The following is a 20,307-nucleotide window of genomic DNA, read 5'->3' as shown; positions in this document are numbered from 1 at the left end:
GGATGAAGCCTTTTGCTAACCTGTTTATCCGGCGGCGCGCTTCACGCGCGGATCGCGCCTGCCAGTTCCGATACATAACCCAGGACGGAATCCACCAGCCGGTCATTCGGCTGGCCGTTTTCGTCCAAATTCGCATTTACCTTGTCCACAATCGCGGAGCCGACCACCGCCGCATCGGCAATGGAGGCAACGGATTTTGCCTGATCCGGCGTCTTGATCCCAAACCCGACCGCCACCGGCAGATCAGTCGCGGACTTCAAGCGGCTCACCGCTTCGCGGATCGCTTCTTCAGATGCCGATGCCGTGCCGGTGATCCCTAAGATCGAGACATAATATACAAAACCGGAGGTGTTTGTCATAACAACCGGCAACCGGGTCCCCACCGTGGTCGGCGTGGTCAGGCGGATGAAGTTCACGCCCGCTTCCAACGCCGGAATGCACAATTCCGAATCCTCTTCCGGCGGCAGATCAACAATGATCAGACCGTCAACACCGGCCTGTTTAACATCGGCCAGGAATTTTTCCGTGCCATAGGCATAGATCGGGTTGAAATAGCCCATCAGAATAACCGGGGTTTCCTGATCCTGCTGGCGGAATTCCCGCACCATATCCAGGCATTTGGTCAGGGTCTGGCCGTTTTGCAATGCACGCAGGCCTGCCGCCTGGATCGCCGGGCCATCCGCCATCGGATCGGTGAAGGGCATGCCCAACTCAATGATATCCGCACCCGCCGCCGGCAGGCCTTTCAGGATCTCCAGGCCGGTCTCATAATTCGGGTCACCCGCGGTCACGAAAGTGACAAGCCCGCCGCGGCCTTCGCTCTTCAACTTTTCAAAGCGGGCTTTGATACGGCCTGAGTCCGGCGCAAATTCTACAGTCATAACGCCACTCCCAGACGGTCCGCGATGGTATGCACATCCTTGTCACCCCGACCCGACAGGCAGGCCACAATGATCTGATCCTTGCCCAGCTCCTTGGCCAGCTTCTCGGTATAAGCCAGTGCATGGCTGGATTCGAGGGCCGGAATGATCCCCTCCAGCTTGGCGCATTTCTGGAAAGCGGCAATCGCCTCATCATCGGTGGCGGACACATAATTCACCCGGCCGATATCTTTCAGCCAGGCATGTTCCGGCCCGATGCCAGGATAATCAAGCCCCGCGGAAATGGAATGGGCTTCGGTGATCTGGCCATCCTCATCCTGCAGCAGATAGGTCCGGTTGCCATGCAACACACCGGGCTTGCCACCGCTCAGGCTGGCCGCATGCAGGCCGGTTTCAACACCGCTGCCCGCCGCTTCCACGCCGTAGATCGCCACATCCTTGTCATCCAGGAAAGGATGAAACAGACCCATGGCATTGGACCCGCCGCCGATGCAGGCGGTCAGCGCATCCGGCAGACGGCCTTCATGTTCCATAATCTGTTTTTTGGTCTCATCCCCGATCACACATTGGAAATCGCGGACCATTTCCGGATAGGGATGCGGTCCCGCCACAGTGCCGATGATGTAGAAGGTTTCTTCCACATTGGCGACCCAGTCACGCAGGCCCTCATTCATCGCATCTTTCAAAGTCATGGAACCGCTGGTGACCGGTTCAACCTCAGCACCGAGCAACTTCATACGGAAGACGTTCGGCGCCTGGCGCTCCACATCGGTCTTGCCCATATAGATTTTGCAAGGCAGGTCAAAGAGCGCGCAAACTGTCGCCACGGCCACACCATGCTGGCCGGCGCCGGTTTCGGCAATGATACGTTTTTTGCCCATGCGCCGGGCCAAAAGGATCTGGCCCAGAACATTGTTGATCTTATGGCTGCCGGTGTGATTGAGCTCTTCGCGCTTCAAATAAATCTTCGCGCCGCCAAAAGCCTCGGTCATGCGCTCAGCAAAATATAACGGCGAGGGGCGGCCGCCATAATCCTTCAGGTAATAGGAAAATTCCTTGGCAAAGCCCGGATCATTCTTGGCGTCAGTATAGGCCTGCTCAACATCCAGGATCAGCGGCATCAGGGTTTCCGCGACAAACCGGCCTCCAAAAATACCAAAGCGCCCGCTTTCATCAGGCCCGGTCCGAAAACTGTTGATCTGGCTCATTCTCATTCCCCTATCACTCCTTCTATGCGCGGAAATCGCTGGCAAGCGACTTTCTACGGCAGAAGGTAATCGACGGTTCATAAAACAGCAGGCCGGGCAAGTCCAGATATGTGTTCGGCTTCAACGCGTTTCAAACAGCTTCAACCAGTCTTCAACACGGCTCTCCGGGGTTTCATGAAACACCACGTCACTGACAACAGCAATGGAATCCGCGCCTGTTTCCAATACCTTAGGTGCGCGTTCCAGGGTGATACCGCCGATCGCCACCAAGGGGCAGGGGATGATTTCCTTCCAGATGCGCAGTTTTTTCAATCCCTGTGGCGCCCAGGGCATTTTTTTCAAGGTCGTCTCATAAACCGGACCAAGGGCGATATGATCAAACGGACAGCCAAGCGCCCGGTCCAGTTCCTGTTCGGAATGGGTGCTGATCCCCAGTTTAATGCCGCTGGCCTCTATCGCGTTGAGATCAGCACCGTCCAGGTCTTCCTGGCCCAGATGGATAAATTCCGCACCATGGGCCTGGGCAAAGGCCCAATAATCATTGATCACCAATTGCGCCTCATGTTGGCGCGCCAGGGCCACCGCTGTTCCGATCTGCTCTTCTACCTGCGCCGGGGGCAGCCCCTTGATCCTAAGCTGGATCGTTTTCACGCCCAAAGCCAAGAGACGCGCAACCCATTCCACATCCGGAACAATAGGATAAAAACCGTAAATGCCATCTGTTCTCATGGTCTTAGTCCGCCTGATGCCAGAAAGGGGTGCCGATCACCGGGGTGCTGGGCCGGGCCAGGTCGCGCTCGGGCATGCGGCCCGCCAGATGGGCCAGACGCCCGCCTGCAACCGCCGCCTTGAAGGCCGATGCCATCCCCACCGGATCCGCCGCCTTGGCCACCGCCGTATTCAGCAGCACGCCGTCATAGCCAAGCTCCATCGCCTGCATCGCATGGCTTGGCGTACCGATCCCCGCATCAACAATCAGCGGTATATCCGGAAAGGCATGGCGCAGCTGGCCGAGGGCATAGGGATTAATCAGCCCTTTCCCGGTGCCGATTGGCGCGCCCCAGGGCATCAAGATGGAACAGCCCGCCTCCACCAGGCGCTTTGCCACCACCAGATCCTCGGTGCAATAAGGAAAGACCGTGAAACCGCGTTTGACCAGTTCCGCCGCGGCCTCGACTAGGCCAAAAACATCCGGCTGAAGGCTGTAATCATCGCCGATCACCTCCAGCTTGATCCAGTTGGTCTCAAACAATTCCCGCGCCATTTCCGCCGTCGCAACCGCTTCCCGAACCGTCCGGCATCCCGCTGTGTTGGGCAGGACGGATACGCCCAGATCACGCACAATCGACCAGAAGGCCGCGCCTGCCTGGCCGTCTGCCGCCTCACGCCGCAGCGACACGGTGACTATTTCCGCGCCCGAGGCCCGGATCGATTGTTCCATAATCGCGGGCGAAGGATAAAGCGCACTGCCGATCAGCAGGCGCGAGGCCAGCGACCGGCCACCAATGTCAAAATCGTCCGCCATGATCTCACCCTCCCTGCATGGGGGTGAGGATTTCAACCGCATCCCCCGTCCGTATTCCGGTTTCCGGATAATCCGTTCGCGGCACAAACTCACCATTCAAAGCAACCGCAAAGCCCTTCACATAGCCAAGCTGGGCCAGCAGATCTGATAGTGTGGTCTCTGCCGTGATTTTCCGGCTCTCTCCATTGACGGTGATCATCATGCCACATCCTCCATCAAGGGGTTTTGGGGCAGGCTGCCCGTTTCAACGAAATCCGCCGCCTCTTCCGCCAAAGCGGGCGCGATCAGATAGCCATGGCGGTATAGCCCGTTCAGACGGACCACCCCGTCGCGTTCCTCCAGGCAGGGCCGGTGATCCGGCAGGGTCGGGCGCAAATGCGCGCGGATATCGATAATTTCCGCCTCGCCAAAGGCCGGATGCAGGGAATAGGCGGCACTTAAAAGCTCCAGCGTGGAACGCAGGGTCACCCGCCTGTCCTCTGTCTCAAGGGAAGTCGCGCCGATCAGAAAATGATGGTCGGGCCGGGGCGCAATATAGATCGGATAGCGGGGATGCATCAGCCGCACCATGCGTTTGAGCCGCATATCCGCACAGCGGATCAGCGCAACCTCGCCCTTCACGCCGCGCAGCAAAGGCTGGCAGTCCCGGGCGGCAAGCCCCCGGCAATCAATCACCCGGTCATAGCCATGCCGCTCATCCTCAATGCGGATATGATCGAATGCCAGGGCATCGACCGGCCGGTTGAAATGAAAGGCCGCTCCCTGATGTTTGAGATAGGCGATCAAAACCGGCAGCAGGCTCCGAGGATCAATCTGGGCTTCGCGGGGCAGATGCAGACCGTTTTCAAACCGGTCGGCCAGGCCCGGTTCCAACCGGGCCAGCTGATCCGGCTGCAGATTTTTGATCTCTCCCCCCAGCCCGGCAAAATCCAGCCTCTGCCGGAACCGTTCCAGGTCGGGCCGGTCCTGGCCGTGGGCCACGATCAATGTACCGTCCGCGCGGAAGAAGGGACTGCCCGGAAGCCGGTCCATCAGATCGCGCCACAGGCCGATCGACCGGCAGCCCAGGCGGTGAATGCGCATTTCCGCGCTTTCCATCTCGCTCCATGGGGCCAGCATGCCGCCCGCCACAAAGCTGCAACTGTGATCAAGGCCGGCATCGCCCGCTTCGAACAGGGTCACAGAATAGCCCCGTTTTAACAGGCTCAACCCCGTCATCAGACCGGCAATACCGGCACCAATAATCGCTATATGTTTGTTTTTGGACACCCGACCGCTCCCAGGCAAATAAGCCCGGGCAGATGCGTCTGGCAGCAGGGTTCGGTCGGATTCTTCTGGAAATGAATATCAGACATGCAACACGCTTCCTTCGCTGGCATTACCCAGGGCAGGTTCTGGGGTATTTCTCAGCCCGCGCCAATCGCGAACACCCCCGGTGATGGGTTTAAAATTAATGCTGGGAAGAGTGAGCGTCAACACCCACCATTAACGTCCCCCGGACATGATTCCGGAGGGACAGCGCTGTAGCAATCATCAAAGCCCGCGCAGCGCGCCGATGAAATCCCGGATCAATTGCGGGTTTTTCTTCCCCGGCTCATCCTCGACACCGGATGAGGTGTCGACACAGGGTGCGCGGGTCAGCTTGACCGCTGTGGCCACATTGGCCGGGGTCAGGCCACCGGCCAGCATCCAGGGTTTTTCCCAAGTCTTTTCTTCCAGCAGGGTCCAGTCAAAGGCCACCGCATTGCCGCCCGGCAATTTGGCCCCCTCCGGTGCCTTGGCATCAAACAGCAGATAATCCACCACCGGTTCATAGGCCTTGATCGCCGCCAGGTCATCCCGGCTTTTCAGGCCGATCGCCTTCATCACCTCTCGGCCCGTCCGGGCCCGGATTTCAGCCACGCGCTCGGGCGGTTCCTTGCCATGCAGCTGGATGATATCCAGCGGCACCGCCTCCAGCACTTGGTCGATCAGGCCGTCTTCGGGGTTCACAAACAATCCCACCAGATTGAGCGAAGCCGGTGCCCGGGCCGCCAACATGGCCGCTTCCTGGGGCGAAACCGCGCGCGGGCTCGGCGGAAAAAACACCAGCCCCACATGGGCGGCCCCCGCCTGCACGGCGGCATTCATCGCCTGGGGATCGTTAATGCCACAGATTTTTGCCTCGACCGCCATCACTGGATTCCATCTTTCCCAAAAAGAGCCTTTAATTTAGTCATTGTCCCGGCTCAGACAAGAAACTTAGTCTTCGTTTCCACGCAAGAAAAGAAAGAGAGCAGCGGCAAAGACGGCCTGGATATAGACGACCTCGATGAAATGATAGGCTTTAATCCAATCATACATGCCGTCGAAATAAATGCCTGTCACCTCCGGAAAGAATAGCATGACCGGCAGCAGAAAGAGGCCGTTCAGACCCAGATCAATGAAATAGATTCCCGCCGCAAGAAGGGAGAGCGCCACCGGCGCCACCGAGCCTAGCTCCCAGGATTCATTGATCGAACAATGTTCCCCGGAAGCGATCTTTGAAAGTCCAAGCGAGAGGCGGAAATAAATGATGTAGGGAATGACCGCCAATGCCGAAGCAAACAACGCAAAGGGCAGCTGAACGGTCCAATCACTGAATTGCAGTTGGGTCTCGATGGGCATCTGTCGCAGGATGGTTGTAAAACCTTCCCGCGCCAGCCATTGGAACAGCTGATAGAGAAAATAGAGGATCGCGTAAAGCGACAGGAACGGCACCAACGGCCAGTCACCGCCCTCATTCCGGTTGATGGCCCGCAACCAGACAAATAGAAAAAGACCGCTGGTAAACCATTTCCCGGCATGCAGGGCGAGACCGAGGAAATCGCTTTTCCCGATAGGGCTTTTGGCAACCAGATCAATACCATAAAACTGCCAAAGCACCATCAGCAGGATCGGAATAAAACCGGCTTTCAACACAGTCGGCAAACGTTTGATCGGCATCACCAGGGATGCCAGCAGCATGCCCCCGACCCCCATCGGATTAGCCGATGCTGTCGGCGATGGCTTTTGCCGCTGCGACCGGGTTATAGGCCTGGGTGATCGGACGGCCGATCACCAGATAATCGGCCCCCGCCTCAACCGCTTGCTTCGGGGTCATGGTGCGTTTCTGATCACCGGTATCAGAACCTTCCGGACGAATGCCGGGCACGATTAGTTTGAAATCCGGCCCGCAAGCCTTGCGGATCGCGCTGATCTCGCGCGCGGAACAAACGACACCATCCAGACCGCATTTCTGGGTCAGCTCCGCCAGGCGCACCACTTGTTCGACCGCAGGACCCTGCTGGCCGACCGCGCCGAGATCATCTTCATCCATGCTGGTCAGGACCGTCACCGCAATCACCATGGGGCGCACCACGCCCAGTGGCTCTGCCGCGAAATTGGCTGCGTCCAGGGCCGCTTTCATCATGGCCGGCCCGCCCGACGCATGGACATTGATAATCTTCGGCCCCAACGGCACCACGCCGCGCACCGCACCCGCCACCGTGTTCGGGATATCGTGGAATTTAAGATCCAGGAAAAAGGGTTGGTTCGGGGTCGATTGGCCGCGGGGCGTTTCCGCCTCATCCCCGTGGGTCACGGCCCGAACCCCCTGCGGCCCGTTGAAATTGAAGAATTCCAGGCCCAGCTTGACCCCGCCCACATGGCCCTGCAACGCCCGGGATAAATCCTGCGCGGCCCCGACATCGGGCGTGTCCAAAGCAACAAGGATACGGTCTTTCGGCTGGAGCATCGGGCGGTCCTTTCATGAATTCCTGCCCCTGATCTAGCCGCAAGGTGTCCCGCAGACAAGTTGAAATGCGGATTTCCCGCCGATTGAGACCCCCAGGCATTGCGGAAAGCCTTGCTTCGGGCTATAGAGCGGGCACAGAAATCTGCCCGGGCTGGCATTGGTCCCCCGTGGCGTATGAAGCATTCAGACAAGAAGGACGGTTTATGGCGGCCTATGACGTGGTGGGCATCGGGAATGCCCTGGTGGATATCATTACCGATATCGAGGACAATTTCCTGAATGAAAATGCCCTGCCGAAAGGCAGCATGAACCTGGTCGAATTGGACCAGTCAAACGCACTCTATGACAAAGTCGGCGCCGCCCGCGAGGTTTCCGGCGGGTCTTGCGGCAACACGATGGCCGGCCTGGCGGCACTGGGCGGCAAGGGCGCCTATATCGGCAAGGTGCGCGATGATCAGTTCGGCGAGATTTTCCGCCATGACATCCGATCCATCGGTGTTGATTTCGACAGCAGCCCCTCCACCGACGGCGAAGCCACCGGCAAATGCCTGGTATTGGTTAGCCCGGATGCGGAGCGCACCATGTGCACCTATCTGGGGGCGGCCAACCGCCTGACCCCGGAAGATGTCGACCCTGCGGTGATCCAGGCGGGCAAGATTGTCTATATGGAAGGTTATCTGTTTGATCGTGAAGAAGCCAAGCAGGCCTTCGTAAAAGCGGCCGAAGCCGCCCATGCCAAGGACCGCCTGCAGGTTCACGCAGCGGAAAGCGCCCATATTGGCCATACCAAAGTGTCGCTCAGCCTGTCCGACAGTTTCTGTGTCGACCGGCACCGGGACAGTTTCCGCCATCTGGTGGCAAACCATATCGATATCCTGTTTGCCAATGAGGATGAGCTGCTCTCCCTCTATGAAGTGACTGATTTTGACGCCGCGATCGCCCAGGTCCGCAAGGATTGCCATCTGGCGGCTGTAACCCGCGGGTCACAGGGCTCGGTTATTGTCACCCCGGAAGAACTGATCACCATTCCGGCGGCGACGGTCGAAAAAGTTATCGATACCACGGGTGCCGGCGACCAATATGCCGCCGGGGTTCTTTATGGCCTGACCCAGGGCCTGCCGCTGGAAACTTGCGGCCGCATCGGCTCCATGATGGGGGCGGAAGTGATTTCCCATTACGGTGCCCGGGTCGAGGCCGATGTGAAGGCCATGTTGGCCGATATTGTGAATTGATTTTGGATTAAGACGGAAAGTAAACGGCTATGGCCTTGCGCAACCTGGCGATTATCGCTCACGTCGACCACGGGAAAACCACCCTGGTTGACGAGCTTTTGAAACAATCCGGCACCTTCCGTGCCAACCAGCAGCTCGACGAGCGTGCCATGGACAGCGGCGACCTGGAAAAGGAACGCGGCATTACCATTCTGGCAAAATGCACCAGCGTGGAGTGGAAAGACACCCGGCTAAATATCGTCGACACCCCGGGCCATGCGGATTTCGGCGGCGAGGTAGAGCGGATCCTCTCCATGGTCGACGGTGTGGTCCTGCTAGTAGATGCGGCCGAAGGCCCGATGCCCCAGACCAAATTTGTCACCATGAAGGCCTTGTCGCTGGGCCTGAAACCCATTGTCGTGGTCAACAAGGCCGATAAACCGGACGCCCGTGCCGACTGGGTCGTCGATCAGGTGTTTGACCTGTTTGTCGCCCTGGACGCAACCGAAGAGCAGCTGGATTTCCCGGTTCTTTTTGCTTCTGCCAAACAGGGCTGGGCCGTCAATGACCTCGGCGATGAGCGTGAGGACCTGAACGTCCTGTTCGAGAAAATCGTTGATCATGTGCCCGAACCCATCGCCGATGAAAACGGCCCGTTCCGCATGCTGGCCACCACCCTGGAAGTGGACCCTTATCTGGGCCGCATCCTCACCGGCCGCATTTTCAGTGGCAAGGTGAAAATGGGTGAGACCGTCAAAGCGATCAGCCAGAAGGGCGACCGGATCGAACAAGTGCGCCTGTCCAAGTTGCTGGCCTTCCGCGGCCTGAAACGCGAACCCATCGAAGAAGCCAGCGCCGGGGACATTGTCGCGGTCGCAGGCCTCTCCAAGGCCACCGTTGCCGACACCATCTGTGCACTGGATGTGGAAGAGCCGCTGGAAGCGCGCCCGATCAGCCCGCCGACCATGTCTATGACCATTTCGGTCAATGACAGCCCGCTGGCCGGTCTGGACGGTGACAAGCTGACCAGCCGCATGATCGCCGATCGCCTGAATCGCGAGGCGGAAGCCAATATCGCGATCCAAATCACGCAAAGCGCCGAAAAGGAAAGCTTTGAAGTTGCCGGTCGCGGTGAATTGCAGTTGGGCGTGCTGGTGGAAACCATGCGCCGTGAAGGTTTCGAGGTGACCGTCGGCCCGCCGAAGGTTCTCTATAAGACCGGCGAGAACGGCGAAAAGCTGGAGCCGATGGAAGAAGCCCAGATCGATGTGGATGAGGAATTTTCCGGCGTCGTCGTTGAAAAAATGGGCCTGCGTAAAGGTGAGTTGATGGAGATGGTGCCGTCCGGTGGCGGCAAGGTGCGCCTGCGCTTTGCCATTCCGTCCCGCGGCCTGATCGGCTATCAGGGTGAGTTCCTGGCCGACACCCGCGGCAGCGGCATCCTGTCCCGCATCTTCACCGGCTATGCCCCCTTCAAAGGCGGCATTCCGGGCCGCCGGGTCGGCGTTTTGATCTCCGCGGAAAAAGGCAAGGCCGTCGCTTACGCCCTGTGGAACCTGGAAGAGCGCGGGCCGCTTTTCATTCCGGGCGGTGTTGATGTCTATCCGGGCATGATCATCGGGGAACATAACAAGGGCCAGGACTTGGAAGTAAACCCGCTGAAAGGCAAGCAGCTGACCAACGTCCGTGCCAGCGGCAAGGATGATGCGGTCAAGCTGACCACCCCGATCACGCGCACCCTGGAAGAAGCCATCGCTTATATCGAGGCAGATGAGTTGGTGGAAGTGACCCCCAACCATATCCGGCTGCGCAAGGCAATCCTCGATCCGCATGAGCGCAAGCGTGACAAGAAACGCCGCGCAGCGGAAGAGAACTAATCCGGCTCATGATGCCGGTTGAAAAAGGGAGGCCAGTCGGCCTCCTTTTTTGTGCTTGCCCATTAGAGAATTCTTAATGCTGCGCCTGCTATCTTTCCCCGAGAGGCAGATATGGAGAATTCGATTTGCCGCTGCTCATCCAAAAAGGCGTTCGTTGGCTGATCATTATCTCGGCCTTGGTCCAGATATGCGGTCACGGGATCACTGCCCGCGCGGAGCCGATCCAGCTGGCAACCGGCGACTACGAGCCATTCACCGGACCCGATCTTGAAAATGGCGGGGTTCTAACCGAAATCGTGCAAACCGTGTTTGAGGCGATGGGACGGGATAGCACCGTATCCTTCTATCCCTGGCAGCGCGCGATCACAACCACCCAGGAAGGCGCATTTCACGCCACTTTTCCCTTTTTAAAGAATAAAGAGCGCGAGCAGAAATTCCTGTTCAGCGATCCGATCGTCAGCTGGGAAAGCAAGATCTTTATTCGGAAGGACACGGATATCCGCTATCAAAATCCCGAGAGCCTGACCGGCCTGGCGGAATGCTTGCCCCATCACACAGCAGGTATTGCCGAGATGGACCGGTTGTTTAATGCGGGAAAAATCACCCGCATGCGCCCGCCCAGCATGAAAAGCTGCTGGCTGATGATCGCCCATGGCCGGGCGGATTTCCTGATTGAGGATATCTTTGTCGCCCGTATCGCGCAAAGAAGCTATCTGGGTGACAAAGAGGGCGAAGTCGTGCCTCTGGATGCCGTGATCAGTATTGACCCAGGCTATCTCATGTTTCCAAAAAGTTTAAAAAATTCAGTGTTTTTGCGTGATCTCTTTAACACAACACTGAACACCCCCGCAGTGGTCAGCCAGATTCAGGCCATCCGCGAACGCCATATCCTGCGCCTTGCCAAGCCCGCCAGTTCATAACTGAATTCGAATCATGCAACTAAGTTTTTGAGTTTTTCGCGAGCTGCCTGCTCCAGAAAACCAGAACGATTTTTTGAAACTCGATCAATTGCTTCAACAAGTACCGTATCCAACGTCACATTGTAGCGCTGTTTCCTACCAGGAGTACTCGCTTCAATAAGAACCACTAGCTCAACCTGAATATCTTCATCAACATGCAGGTCATCAAGGCTGCTTGGATCCGGAATAGGATCGCCATCCTCAGCCATACATTCGATATGGCCAGACAATGCTTCATTGGCATTACGAACGGTTTCTTCAATGGTGTCACCGGCGCTCACACAACCGGGAAAGTCCGGAAAGAACACCGAAAATCCCGAATTTTCATCGGATTCAATTACTGCGGGATAATAACGTTTCATCCTTACTGCCTTTCTACGACAGAAGCCTTATACCTGATTGTCGCTCGATACTCCGGATCGTACCTTTTTTGAGGTCTTTATCCGGGTGCGGGACCGTTACTTTTCCAGGCTTAACTGGATGTTTGAAATGATGGTGATCCCCTTTGGTTTTAACATGAAACCACCCGTCCGCTTCAAGAACACGTATAACCTCTCTGGAGGAAAGTGACATTTCTAAGAGTCCTTTTCTTCATACAAACGACTTCTGACATGGTGCTCTCCCTAATTGATTATCTTTATGCTCTGAAACTTGAGTGGGCATCCCAAGCTAAAACTATATACACATCAATACACACAATGCTTCATTAGCGTCAACAAAAATGTGTATCTATGTGTATTACACCGTCTTGCCCTTGAATTTGCACAGATCAATGACAGCGCATTTGGCGCAGTCCGGCTTGCGCGCTTTGCAGATATAACGGCCATGCAGGATCAGCCAGTGATGCGCATGGCGTTTCCAATGTTTCGGGATCTTCTTTTCCAGCTTCTTCTCCACTTCCAGCGGGGTCTTGCCCGTCGCCATACCGGTGCGGTTGCCGACCCGGAAAAGATGGGTATCCACTGCAATGGTGGGATGGCCAAAGGCAATATTTAAAACCACATTGGCGGTCTTGCGGCCAACGCCGGGCAGGGTTTCGAGGGCCGCCCGGTCTTCCGGCACCTCGCCACCGAAATTATCGACCAGCAGGCGCGCCATCTTCATCACATTCTTGGCCTTGGAATTATAGAGTCCGATGGTTTTAATATGGTCCTTCAGGCCTGCTTCGCCCAAATCCAGCATATCCTGGGGGGTAGCGACAATCTTGAACAGTTCCTTAGTCGCCTTGTTCACCCCGATGTCGGTGGCCTGGGCGGAGAGCGCCACCGCCACAAGCAGCGTATAGGGATTGGTGTAATCCAGCTCGCCTTTGGGCTCGGGGTTTTCCTCCGACAGACGCCGGAAAAATTCGTCGACATTTTCGCGCTTCATGACCGCTGTCCTGTTGGGCTGATCCATCATTATTTTCCCCGTTTATCGGCCAGCAGGCGGGGGGAGGCAAGTCCCTGCTTGTCGAAGCCGGACCATGCCGATAGCTTGAGCCCTCATTAATTTTGTTTGGGAAGGGAACCATCATGGCACGAACCGGCAGCCAGGCCGCCGCAACCCCTGCAGGCTGGACCGATTATGCCTTGCTTGTGACATTGGCCGCCATTTGGGGTGGCTCCTTCCTGTTCATCAAGATTGCCATTGATACCATCCCGCCCATGACCATCGCCGCCGGGCGCATCGCGCTGGCCGCCGGTATTCTCTATCTGGCCGCCCGCATCGCCGGCCAGCGCCTGCCGGCATTCGGCCAGGCCTGGATCTTTATCACCGGCATTGCCATTTTTGGCAATGCGGTTCCCTTCACTCTGATCGGCTGGGGCGAAGAGGAAATCGACAGCGGGCTTGCCGCCATATTGATGGCCATTGTGCCGCTCTGCACCCTGGTGGTGGCTCATTTCTTCACGTCGGATGAAAAGATCACCACGCAAAAGGTGATCGGCCTGATTATCGGTTTCACGGGCATCATCCTCCTGATCGGGCCAAGCTCGCTGCTCAGTCTCGGCACGGAGGCCATCCACCAGCTGGCTGTGGCGCTGGGTGCCGCCTGTTACGGTTTTTCCAGTGTCATGGCGAAACAGCTGTCCGGCCTGCCCCGGCGCGGGGTTGCCGCCGCCATTATGATCACCAGCACCAGCCTGATCGTGCCCATGGCCCTGATCACGGACCAACCCTGGTTGTTAACCCCCAGCGGCAGCGCGGTTTTCTCTGTCGTGATGCTGGGGGTCACCTCCACCGCACTAGCCCAGATCATCCTGTTGAAGATTGTGAAAGAGCAGGGGGCATCCTTCCTGTCGCTCAATAATTACATGGTGCCGGTTTTCGGCCTGATCTGGGGCATGATTTTCCTGGCGGAACGGCCGGACCCCAGCAGTCTGGCCGCCTTCCTGCTGATCATGGCCGGGATCGCGGTGACCCAGTTTAAACGGCGACGCTAATTTCTTTGCCGCCCCCCCGGATCAAACCCGGGATGACAAGCCTGAGAATGCGCGAGCAACCGGTCGCTATAGCCCCCGGACATTGCCCAGGAAGCTCTCCACCTCACCGCGTAACCGCTCACTCTCGCGTTTCAGATTATCGCTGTCAGACTGGATGTTCGACGCCATGGAGCCGGTTTCCTCAGCCGCGGACGCCACATCCCGGATATTGGAGGCCACATTATCCGTTCCCATGGCCGCTTCTTCGATATTACGGCTGATTTCAGATGTCGCAGCATCCTGCTGCTCGACCGCCGCCGCGATCGTGGTGGTTAATTCCTCGATCCCGCGCACACCGGCGACAATTTCGCGGATCGCCATCACCGACCCATCGGTTTCCGACTGAATGCCGCTGATCTGGCGGGTGATCTGTTCAGTAGCTTGGGCGGTTTGGTTGGCCAGGCTTTTGACCTCATTGGCAACGACGGCAAATCCCTTGCCCGCGTCACCGGCCCGGGCCGCCTCGATGGTAGCGTTCAAGGCCAGCAGATTGGTCTGTTCCGCAATATCGTTGATCAGGGACACCACTTCGCCGATGCTCTGGGCTTTCACCGCCAGGCTTTCGATCTTGTCATTGGTGCTGGAGGCCGTGCGCACCGCGTCTTGCGCCGCAGAAGCCGCATGATTGATCTGGCGGGAGATTTCCTGGATCGAGGCGGATAGCTCGGTTGTCGCCGCAACCACGGTCTGCACATTGCCGCTGGCTTCCTGGGTGGCCGTGGACACGGTTGAGCTGCGTTCCATGGTGGTTTTGGCATTCTGGCTCATGGCGGTGCTGGCCTCATTCATCTGGCCGATCGCCCCGGTTACGGTCGAGAGAACCCCGGTCACCGCCGCATCAAACCGATTGGTGAGATCTTCCAATTTTTTCTGCCGGGCTTCACGCTCCTCGATCTGTCGGGCTTCCTTGGCGCGCATGTCTGCCTGCTCCCGACCATTGCGTTTGAAGACCTCCACCGCCTTGGCCATATCGCCAATTTCATTTTTATATTCCGTCGCCGGGATCTCCGCTTCCAGATCCCCTTCGGCCAGCCGGGTCATGGTCCGGGTCATTTTTTGGACCGGGGTGGAGAGCACATTGGCATTCACAAAGCCAAGACCGATCATCAGGATGATGGCCGCCAGGATCACAGCCCCCATGATCAGCAGGTTGGCATGGCCCTCTTCAACAGAGGCCTGGCCATAAAGGGCAGCGCCCTGGGTCACCTTAGCCACCGCTGCCTTCATATTGTCCACCGCCTGGGAGGCCAACGCGGTCAGTTCCTGTTTGGTCGCCTGCAACTGTTCATTATTGGCCACCAACTGATCCAGCAGGGCCTGATACTCCGCCAGCGCCTTGGCGGTATCCTCAATCATCTTGGTCCGGGCAGCATCATCGATGCTGTTTTCCAAGCGCCCGAGAAGGTTGACATATTCCTTGACCTTCGCATCCAGGCTCAGCCGGTCCTCCTCCTTACGCGACACCAAATAGGCGCTCTCCAACCGGCGCAGATGAGCCGCCTGGCGGTCCACCTCCAGCATCACTGCCATTTCCGAATTCAAGTCAAACAATGCATCCAGATCGTCCATCATGGCCGCATTATTCAGCGCATCCATAACCGCTTTCGGATATTTCTGGGCTTCGAACAGCACCTTGTTGCCAAGCGCCAGGGTCTCTTGCTGCAATTCTGCATCCCGGGCAATCAGGCCGAAAGCCTGCGCCGCTTTCTCAGACAGGCTTGCAACCTGGCCGCGGGTGGTTTCAATGTCGGCGGCAAGGGTTTTGTCTTCATCCGCTTCCGCCGCGCGGGCCGCCGAATCCAGCGCCTCGGCGATTGCGCGGATATCCTTGTCAGCCCGGGCCTTCAATTCTTCCTGCGGATCCAGGATGAAGGCCTCTGTGGCCGCAGCCGCCGCGACAACACGCCGTTCCACGGCCACCACGGCCTCAACCTTGGGATTGACCCGCTGGGTAAACCGCTCAACAGCTTCATTCAAACCGGTGACCGCAATTGTGCCAACCAAACCGGTGATAACGACAATCACAAGGGCGCCAACGGTCGCCCCCAGGATATTGGTCCGGATCGAGAGATTTTTGAGAGTGCCAAACACGCGTCGGGGTTCCTTCAAAGAAAAGTCCTGTACAAGCCGTCTTCTCCAACCCTCCAAGCCCCCGGAAAGCGTGACAGCAGACATGTCATATGCGCCGGACTGCATGAAACCAGTTACTGACCGTATGGTCAAGAATATGGCAAACACGCAATCATTCGCTTACGATGATATGCGCCGGAAAATACGCCAGGCAGATTTAAAATCTGTTAAAGTTTCAAGGATTTCAGATTGATGATATGCTTAGCAGCGGAATTACCGCAATTTCAAAGGCTGCATCGATCACATCATGGTATGTCTTTTCCGTTTCCTCTTGCTGGCCACTTGCCTGACCTCCAGCGCTGTTTGGGCCGAGAGCCCCTGGCAACCCAGCGGCCAGTTGCGCTGGGACTGGCAGTTGAGCGAACCGATCAAACTGGACCGCACCCTGGATGTGATTGATCTGGATCTGTTCGATACGGATGCCAAAACGGTAACCCAACTAAAAGCACGCGGTATTCGGACCATCTGTTACATCAATGTCGGTGCCTGGGAGAATTGGCGTCCGGACCGCCATGCTTTCCCGAAAGATATTCTGGGGCACGATTTTGACGGCTGGGAAGGGGAACGCTGGCTGGATATCCGCCAGATAGACCAACTAGCCCCGATCATACGGGCCAGGTTCGACCTTTGCCGGGACAAGGGGTTTGACGCGATCGAACCCGATAATATGGACGCCTACCAAAACGGCACCGGCTTTGCCATCAGCCGGGATGATCAGCTGCGTTATAACCGCTGGCTCGCCCAAGAGGCCCATAAGCGCGGCCTCTCCATCGGCTTGAAAAACACGCCGGATCTCGCGGCCGAGCTTGCCGACCAGTTTGACTGGGCTCTGACCGAAGAATGTTTTGCGGAAAGTTGGTGCGGCGACATGCAGCCTTTCCTGCAATCCGGCAAAGCGGTTTTCGCCACGGAATATGAGGATCAGGCGATCAACGCAGACCAATTCTGCGCCCATGCCGACCGGCTTGGCCTGAGCGGTTTGATCAAGAAACATGCGCTGGACGCCTGGTGGCGGCCCTGCCTGCTCAAATAGAAAAGGCCGCCCATATGGAGCGGCCTTAACGCAGTAATTTTGTATATCGAACGGCTTAGGCGGTGGTATCCACCGGTGCGGTATCGCCGCTCGGTGCTTCCGGCTCGCCCTTTGCGACAATCACCATGGCCGGGCGCAGCAACCGGTCATGAAGCACATAACCCGACTGCAGAACCTGCACAACCGTACCCGGCGCATGTTCGGTCCCCGTGGCCTCACTCATGGCCTGATGCAGTTTATAGTCAAATTTCTCGCCCAATGGGTCGACCTTTTTGATCTGGCAGCGGTCAAAGGCATCCACCAGCTGTTTTTCGGTCATTTCAATACCCATCAGGAAGTTTTTGACCGCGTCATCATCCGATTTCAGGGCATCCGGCACATGTTCAAGCGCCCGGCCCAGGTTATCAACCACTGGCATCAATTCCTTGGCCAGCGGGCTGACCCCGAATTTGGATTGGTCCTGGCGTTCCTTGTCCGCACGGCGACGCACATTTTCAACTTCCGCCAATGCCCGCATCAGACGGTCTTTCAGTTCGGCATTTTCCGCCTGCAGCTTGGCCAGCGGGTCTTCCGCGCCAGCGGCAGCGGCAGCGGCAGCCGCCGCGTCCTCCGCCCCTTCCGCACCGTCAGCAGCCTCAGTCTCGGGCGCTTCATTTTCCGGTGTTTCGTTCATTTCCGGCTCGTTGCCGTTGCTATTTTCTTCACTCATCTCACATTCCTTATTCCTGGCGTAACAACTTGCCCACCAATTCGGCGGTGTAGTCCACCATCGGGATGATCCGGGCATAATTCATTCGGGTCGGTCCGACAACCCCGATTGCACCGACAATCTGCTGTTTGCTGTTCTTGTAGGGCGATATAATCAGGGAACAGCCGGTCAGGGAAAACAGGTCATTTTCCGCCCCGACAAAAATCTGCACCCCATCCGCGCCCTGGGTCAAATCCAGAAGGCGCATCAGGTTTTCTTTTGTTTCCAGGGCATTAAAAAGGGCACGGATATTTTCAAGATCTGCCTTGCCGGAAACATCATTCAACAAATTCGCCTGACCGCGCACAATCAAAACCCCATTTCCGGAGGAATCCGACCAGGTGGCAAGCCCGGCTTCGACCACCTTGGCGGAAAGAGCATCGATGGCCTGACGATTGGCTTCGATTTCCTTGGAAATCTCGTCACGGGCATCCCCCAGGCTGCGCCCGACCAGTTTGGCCGCCAGGAAATTTCCCGCCTCCACCAGGATTGAAGGTGAAACACCCGGCGGCAGATCAACCACCCGGTTTTCCACCAAGCCTTCCTCGGTCACCATCACCACCAGGGCACGGCCCGGGCCCAGGCTGACAAATTCGATATGTTTGAGCTTGGATTCCGTCTTCGGCGCCATCACCAGACCGGCACAGCGACTTAAACCTGACATCATGGTGGAAGCCTCTTCCAGCACCTTGTCGATGGAGCGGCCGTTGCCTGTGCATTGCGCCCGGATCATTTCCTGCTCATCCTGGCTGAGATTGCCCACCTCCAGCAATCCGTCGACAAACAGCCGCAGGCCCGCATCGGTCGGCAGACGGCCCGCCGAGACATGGGGCGCGTATAGCAGGCCCAACTCTTCCAGGTCGGCCAAAACATTGCGGATGGTGGCGGGGCTGACGCCTTCCGACAATTGGCGTGAAAGCGTGCGCGACCCCACCGGGGCACCGGTATCCACAAAAGCCTCCACCACCAGGCGCAGGATCTCGCGGGAACGGTCATTCAGTTCGGTCAGCATGCGTCATCCATTTCCAAACAGTCAGAGCCCTCATTATTTAGGAGGCGATTGGGCCCTCGTCAATTGCCGGACCCGCCGGGATCGGCGCGGCACCGAATGATACTGGACCTTTCCGCATGGGGCCGCTAGGTTCCGCGAAGAAAAACAAGCTCAACCTGCCCCGGAGAATTCCCCCATGCGCCCCAGCAACCGCAAAGTCGACGAATTGCGTGCCGTTTCCATCGAAACTGAGGTCAGCCGCTATGCGGAAGGCAGCTGCCTGATCAAGTTTGGCAACACCCATGTTCTATGCACCGCAACGGTCGAAGATAACGTGCCGCCCTTCCTGCGCAATTCCGGCAAGGGGTGGGTCACGGCGGAATATGGCATGCTGCCACGCTCTACCCACAGCCGCATGGACCGCAAGAAAAACGCCGGTTCCGGCCGCACCTTGGAAATCCAGCGTCTGATCGGCAGGAGTTTGCGCGCAGTGACCAATATGGAAGGGTTCGGCGAACGCCAGATCCGCGTTGATTGCGACGTCATCCAGGCCGACGGTGGCACCCGGACCGCCGCCATCACCGGCGGCTTTGTTGCACTCCACCTGGCCTTCCAGCATATGCAGAAGCTGGGCGTGATCGACACCATCCCGCTGACCGACTATGTGGCGGCCATTTCCTGTGGCCTTTATGAAGGCAATGCGGTGCTGGATCTGGATTATGACGAGGATTCCAACGCTCAGGCCGACAGCAATTTCGTGCTGACCGGGCGCAACGGCATTGTCGAGATCCAGGGCACCGCGGAAGAGGAGCCGTTCAGCCAGGATCAGTTCATGGAACTGATGGGCCTGGCCATGAAAGGTGTTTCCGAGTTGGTGCGCATCCAGCGCCAGGCCCTAGGAGCCTGAAATCATGGCTGACCATCGCACATTCGACGGCAAAAAGCTGATCATCGCCAGCCATAATGCCGGCAAGATCCGCGAGATTGGCGAATTGTTGGCCCCGTTCGGGGTCGAGGTGATGTCCGCCGGCGACATGGGGGTTGAAGAGCCGGAAGAAACCGGCCTGACCTTTATCGACAATGCCATTTTGAAGGCGAAGGTTTCCGCCGAGGCAACCGACCTGCCGGCCCTGGCCGATGATTCCGGGCTTAGCGTTACCGCGTTGGGCGGGGCACCGGGCATCTATTCCGCAAGATGGGCTGGAAACCCGCGTGATTTCAACATGGCCATGGAACGGGTTCATAGTGAGCTTGGTGACAATCCGGACCGGTCGGCCAAATTCGTCTGTGCGCTGGCATTGGCCTGGCCCGATGGCCATGTTGAAGTGTTTGAAGGTACGGTCGAGGGCGACATCACCTGGCCGCAGCGCGGGGAAAAGGGCTTTGGCTACGACCCGATCTTCCAGCCCAAAGGCCATGAGATCAGCTTTGCCGAAATGGAGCCGGCAAAAAAACATGAGATGAGCCATCGGGCTGACGCATTCAAACAGCTCGTAGAACGCTGTTTCTGAGCCTATAATCCGGCATC

At 57.6% G+C, this 20,307-nt stretch carries 22 protein-coding genes; 7 read left to right on the top strand and 15 right to left on the bottom strand.

What is annotated here, in order from left to right:
• Nucleotides 1-41: 41 nt before the first annotated feature.
• The 9 genes from trpA to pyrF all read right to left on the bottom strand — a co-directional run bounded on the left by trpA (nucleotide 42) and on the right by pyrF (nucleotide 7,368).
• Nucleotides 42-881: a tryptophan synthase subunit alpha gene (trpA, locus tag DFP90_RS10135; RefSeq protein WP_115936349.1), complete on the bottom strand. Its 840-nt coding sequence runs from the start codon at nucleotides 879-881 to the stop codon at nucleotides 42-44.
• On the bottom strand, nucleotides 878-2,095 hold the full coding sequence (gene trpB / locus DFP90_RS10130; protein WP_425452156.1) for a tryptophan synthase subunit beta: 1,218 nt from the start codon (nucleotides 2,093-2,095) through the stop codon (nucleotides 878-880). Before trpB ends, trpA begins: the two co-directional genes overlap by 4 nt.
• Nucleotides 2,096-2,209: 114 nt before the next feature.
• Complete coding sequence (gene thiE / locus DFP90_RS10125; RefSeq protein WP_115936347.1) at nucleotides 2,210-2,818, bottom strand: thiamine phosphate synthase; 609 nt, start codon at nucleotides 2,816-2,818, stop codon at nucleotides 2,210-2,212.
• Nucleotides 2,819-2,822: 4 nt separating this feature from the next.
• Nucleotides 2,823-3,614, bottom strand: coding sequence for a thiazole synthase (locus DFP90_RS10120; RefSeq protein WP_115936346.1), 792 nt, complete (start codon nucleotides 3,612-3,614; stop codon nucleotides 2,823-2,825).
• Between the two features lie 4 nt (nucleotides 3,615-3,618).
• Nucleotides 3,619-3,816 carry a sulfur carrier protein ThiS gene (gene thiS / locus DFP90_RS10115; protein ID WP_115936345.1) on the bottom strand — a complete coding sequence of 66 codons (198 nt, stop codon included), beginning with the start codon at nucleotides 3,814-3,816 and terminating at the stop codon, nucleotides 3,619-3,621.
• A complete protein-coding gene (thiO, locus tag DFP90_RS10110; RefSeq protein WP_218044633.1) occupies nucleotides 3,813-4,883 on the bottom strand; it encodes a glycine oxidase ThiO in 1,071 nt (356 codons plus the stop codon). The genes thiS and thiO overlap by 4 nt, the downstream gene beginning before the upstream one ends.
• Before the next feature lie 264 nt (nucleotides 4,884-5,147).
• Nucleotides 5,148-5,789: a phosphoribosylanthranilate isomerase gene (locus DFP90_RS10105; RefSeq protein WP_115936344.1), complete on the bottom strand. Its 642-nt coding sequence runs from the start codon at nucleotides 5,787-5,789 to the stop codon at nucleotides 5,148-5,150.
• A 66-nt stretch (nucleotides 5,790-5,855) separates the two neighbouring features.
• The gene (locus tag DFP90_RS10100; RefSeq protein WP_115936343.1) at nucleotides 5,856-6,599 is read right to left on the bottom strand and encodes a hypothetical protein; all 744 of its coding nucleotides are present in this window, start codon (nucleotides 6,597-6,599) and stop codon (nucleotides 5,856-5,858) included.
• 19 nt (nucleotides 6,600-6,618) lie between these two features.
• Complete coding sequence (gene pyrF / locus DFP90_RS10095) at nucleotides 6,619-7,368, bottom strand: orotidine-5'-phosphate decarboxylase (protein ID WP_115936342.1); 750 nt, start codon at nucleotides 7,366-7,368, stop codon at nucleotides 6,619-6,621.
• Between the two features lie 203 nt (nucleotides 7,369-7,571).
• Between pyrF and DFP90_RS10090 the strand changes: the two genes are divergently transcribed.
• From DFP90_RS10090 to DFP90_RS10080, 3 genes are all read left to right on the top strand, one after another.
• On the top strand, nucleotides 7,572-8,600 hold the full coding sequence (locus tag DFP90_RS10090) for an adenosine kinase (RefSeq protein WP_115936341.1): 1,029 nt from the start codon (nucleotides 7,572-7,574) through the stop codon (nucleotides 8,598-8,600).
• Nucleotides 8,601-8,629: 29 nt separating this feature from the next.
• Nucleotides 8,630-10,456, top strand: a complete 1,827-nt coding sequence (gene typA / locus DFP90_RS10085; RefSeq protein WP_115936340.1) for a translational GTPase TypA — start codon at nucleotides 8,630-8,632, stop codon at nucleotides 10,454-10,456.
• Between the two features lie 125 nt (nucleotides 10,457-10,581).
• The gene (locus tag DFP90_RS10080) at nucleotides 10,582-11,376 is read left to right on the top strand and encodes a substrate-binding periplasmic protein (RefSeq protein WP_115936339.1); all 795 of its coding nucleotides are present in this window, start codon (nucleotides 10,582-10,584) and stop codon (nucleotides 11,374-11,376) included.
• Nucleotides 11,377-11,387: 11 nt separating this feature from the next.
• Here the strand turns inward: DFP90_RS10080 and DFP90_RS10075 are convergent, their stop codons facing one another.
• From DFP90_RS10075 to nth, 3 genes are all read right to left on the bottom strand, one after another.
• On the bottom strand, nucleotides 11,388-11,777 hold the full coding sequence (locus DFP90_RS10075; protein WP_115936338.1) for a type II toxin-antitoxin system HicB family antitoxin: 390 nt from the start codon (nucleotides 11,775-11,777) through the stop codon (nucleotides 11,388-11,390).
• A 13-nt stretch (nucleotides 11,778-11,790) separates the two neighbouring features.
• Nucleotides 11,791-11,988, bottom strand: coding sequence for a type II toxin-antitoxin system HicA family toxin (locus tag DFP90_RS10070; protein WP_115936337.1), 198 nt, complete (start codon nucleotides 11,986-11,988; stop codon nucleotides 11,791-11,793).
• Nucleotides 11,989-12,153: 165 nt separating this feature from the next.
• Complete coding sequence (gene nth / locus DFP90_RS10065) at nucleotides 12,154-12,786, bottom strand: endonuclease III (protein WP_115936512.1); 633 nt, start codon at nucleotides 12,784-12,786, stop codon at nucleotides 12,154-12,156.
• A gap of 143 nt (nucleotides 12,787-12,929) precedes the next feature.
• Between nth and DFP90_RS10060 the strand changes: the two genes are divergently transcribed.
• Complete coding sequence (locus tag DFP90_RS10060; protein ID WP_115936336.1) at nucleotides 12,930-13,838, top strand: DMT family transporter; 909 nt, start codon at nucleotides 12,930-12,932, stop codon at nucleotides 13,836-13,838.
• A gap of 66 nt (nucleotides 13,839-13,904) precedes the next feature.
• Here the strand turns inward: DFP90_RS10060 and DFP90_RS10055 are convergent, their stop codons facing one another.
• Nucleotides 13,905-15,968, bottom strand: coding sequence for a methyl-accepting chemotaxis protein (locus DFP90_RS10055; protein WP_181905283.1), 2,064 nt, complete (start codon nucleotides 15,966-15,968; stop codon nucleotides 13,905-13,907).
• 286 nt (nucleotides 15,969-16,254) lie between these two features.
• Here DFP90_RS10055 and DFP90_RS10050 point away from each other — a divergent pair, with 286 nt between their 5' ends.
• Nucleotides 16,255-17,040: an endo alpha-1,4 polygalactosaminidase gene (locus DFP90_RS10050; RefSeq protein WP_115936334.1), complete on the top strand. Its 786-nt coding sequence runs from the start codon at nucleotides 16,255-16,257 to the stop codon at nucleotides 17,038-17,040.
• A gap of 55 nt (nucleotides 17,041-17,095) precedes the next feature.
• Here DFP90_RS10050 and grpE read toward each other — a convergent pair whose 3' ends face one another.
• Entirely contained in the window at nucleotides 17,096-17,749 is a 654-nt protein-coding gene (gene grpE / locus DFP90_RS10045; RefSeq protein WP_115936333.1) for a nucleotide exchange factor GrpE, read from the bottom strand.
• Between the two features lie 10 nt (nucleotides 17,750-17,759).
• A complete protein-coding gene (hrcA, locus tag DFP90_RS10040; RefSeq protein WP_115936332.1) occupies nucleotides 17,760-18,800 on the bottom strand; it encodes a heat-inducible transcriptional repressor HrcA in 1,041 nt (346 codons plus the stop codon).
• Between the two features lie 175 nt (nucleotides 18,801-18,975).
• Here hrcA and rph point away from each other — a divergent pair, with 175 nt between their 5' ends.
• Both rph and rdgB read left to right on the top strand, forming a co-directional pair.
• Nucleotides 18,976-19,686, top strand: a complete 711-nt coding sequence (rph, locus tag DFP90_RS10035; RefSeq protein WP_115936331.1) for a ribonuclease PH — start codon at nucleotides 18,976-18,978, stop codon at nucleotides 19,684-19,686.
• Between the two features lie 4 nt (nucleotides 19,687-19,690).
• Nucleotides 19,691-20,290 (top strand): RdgB/HAM1 family non-canonical purine NTP pyrophosphatase, encoded by a 600-nt coding sequence (gene rdgB, locus DFP90_RS10030; RefSeq protein ID WP_115936330.1) that lies wholly within the window; start codon nucleotides 19,691-19,693, stop codon nucleotides 20,288-20,290.
• Nucleotides 20,291-20,307 lie beyond the last annotated feature (17 nt).

The organism is Aestuariispira insulae, assembly GCF_003385955.1.
GTDB lineage: Bacteria > Pseudomonadota > Alphaproteobacteria > UBA8366 > Aestuariispiraceae > Aestuariispira > Aestuariispira insulae.
The sequence above is the reverse complement of the archived record's forward strand: the minus strand, read 5'-3'. Positions and strand labels throughout refer to the sequence as shown.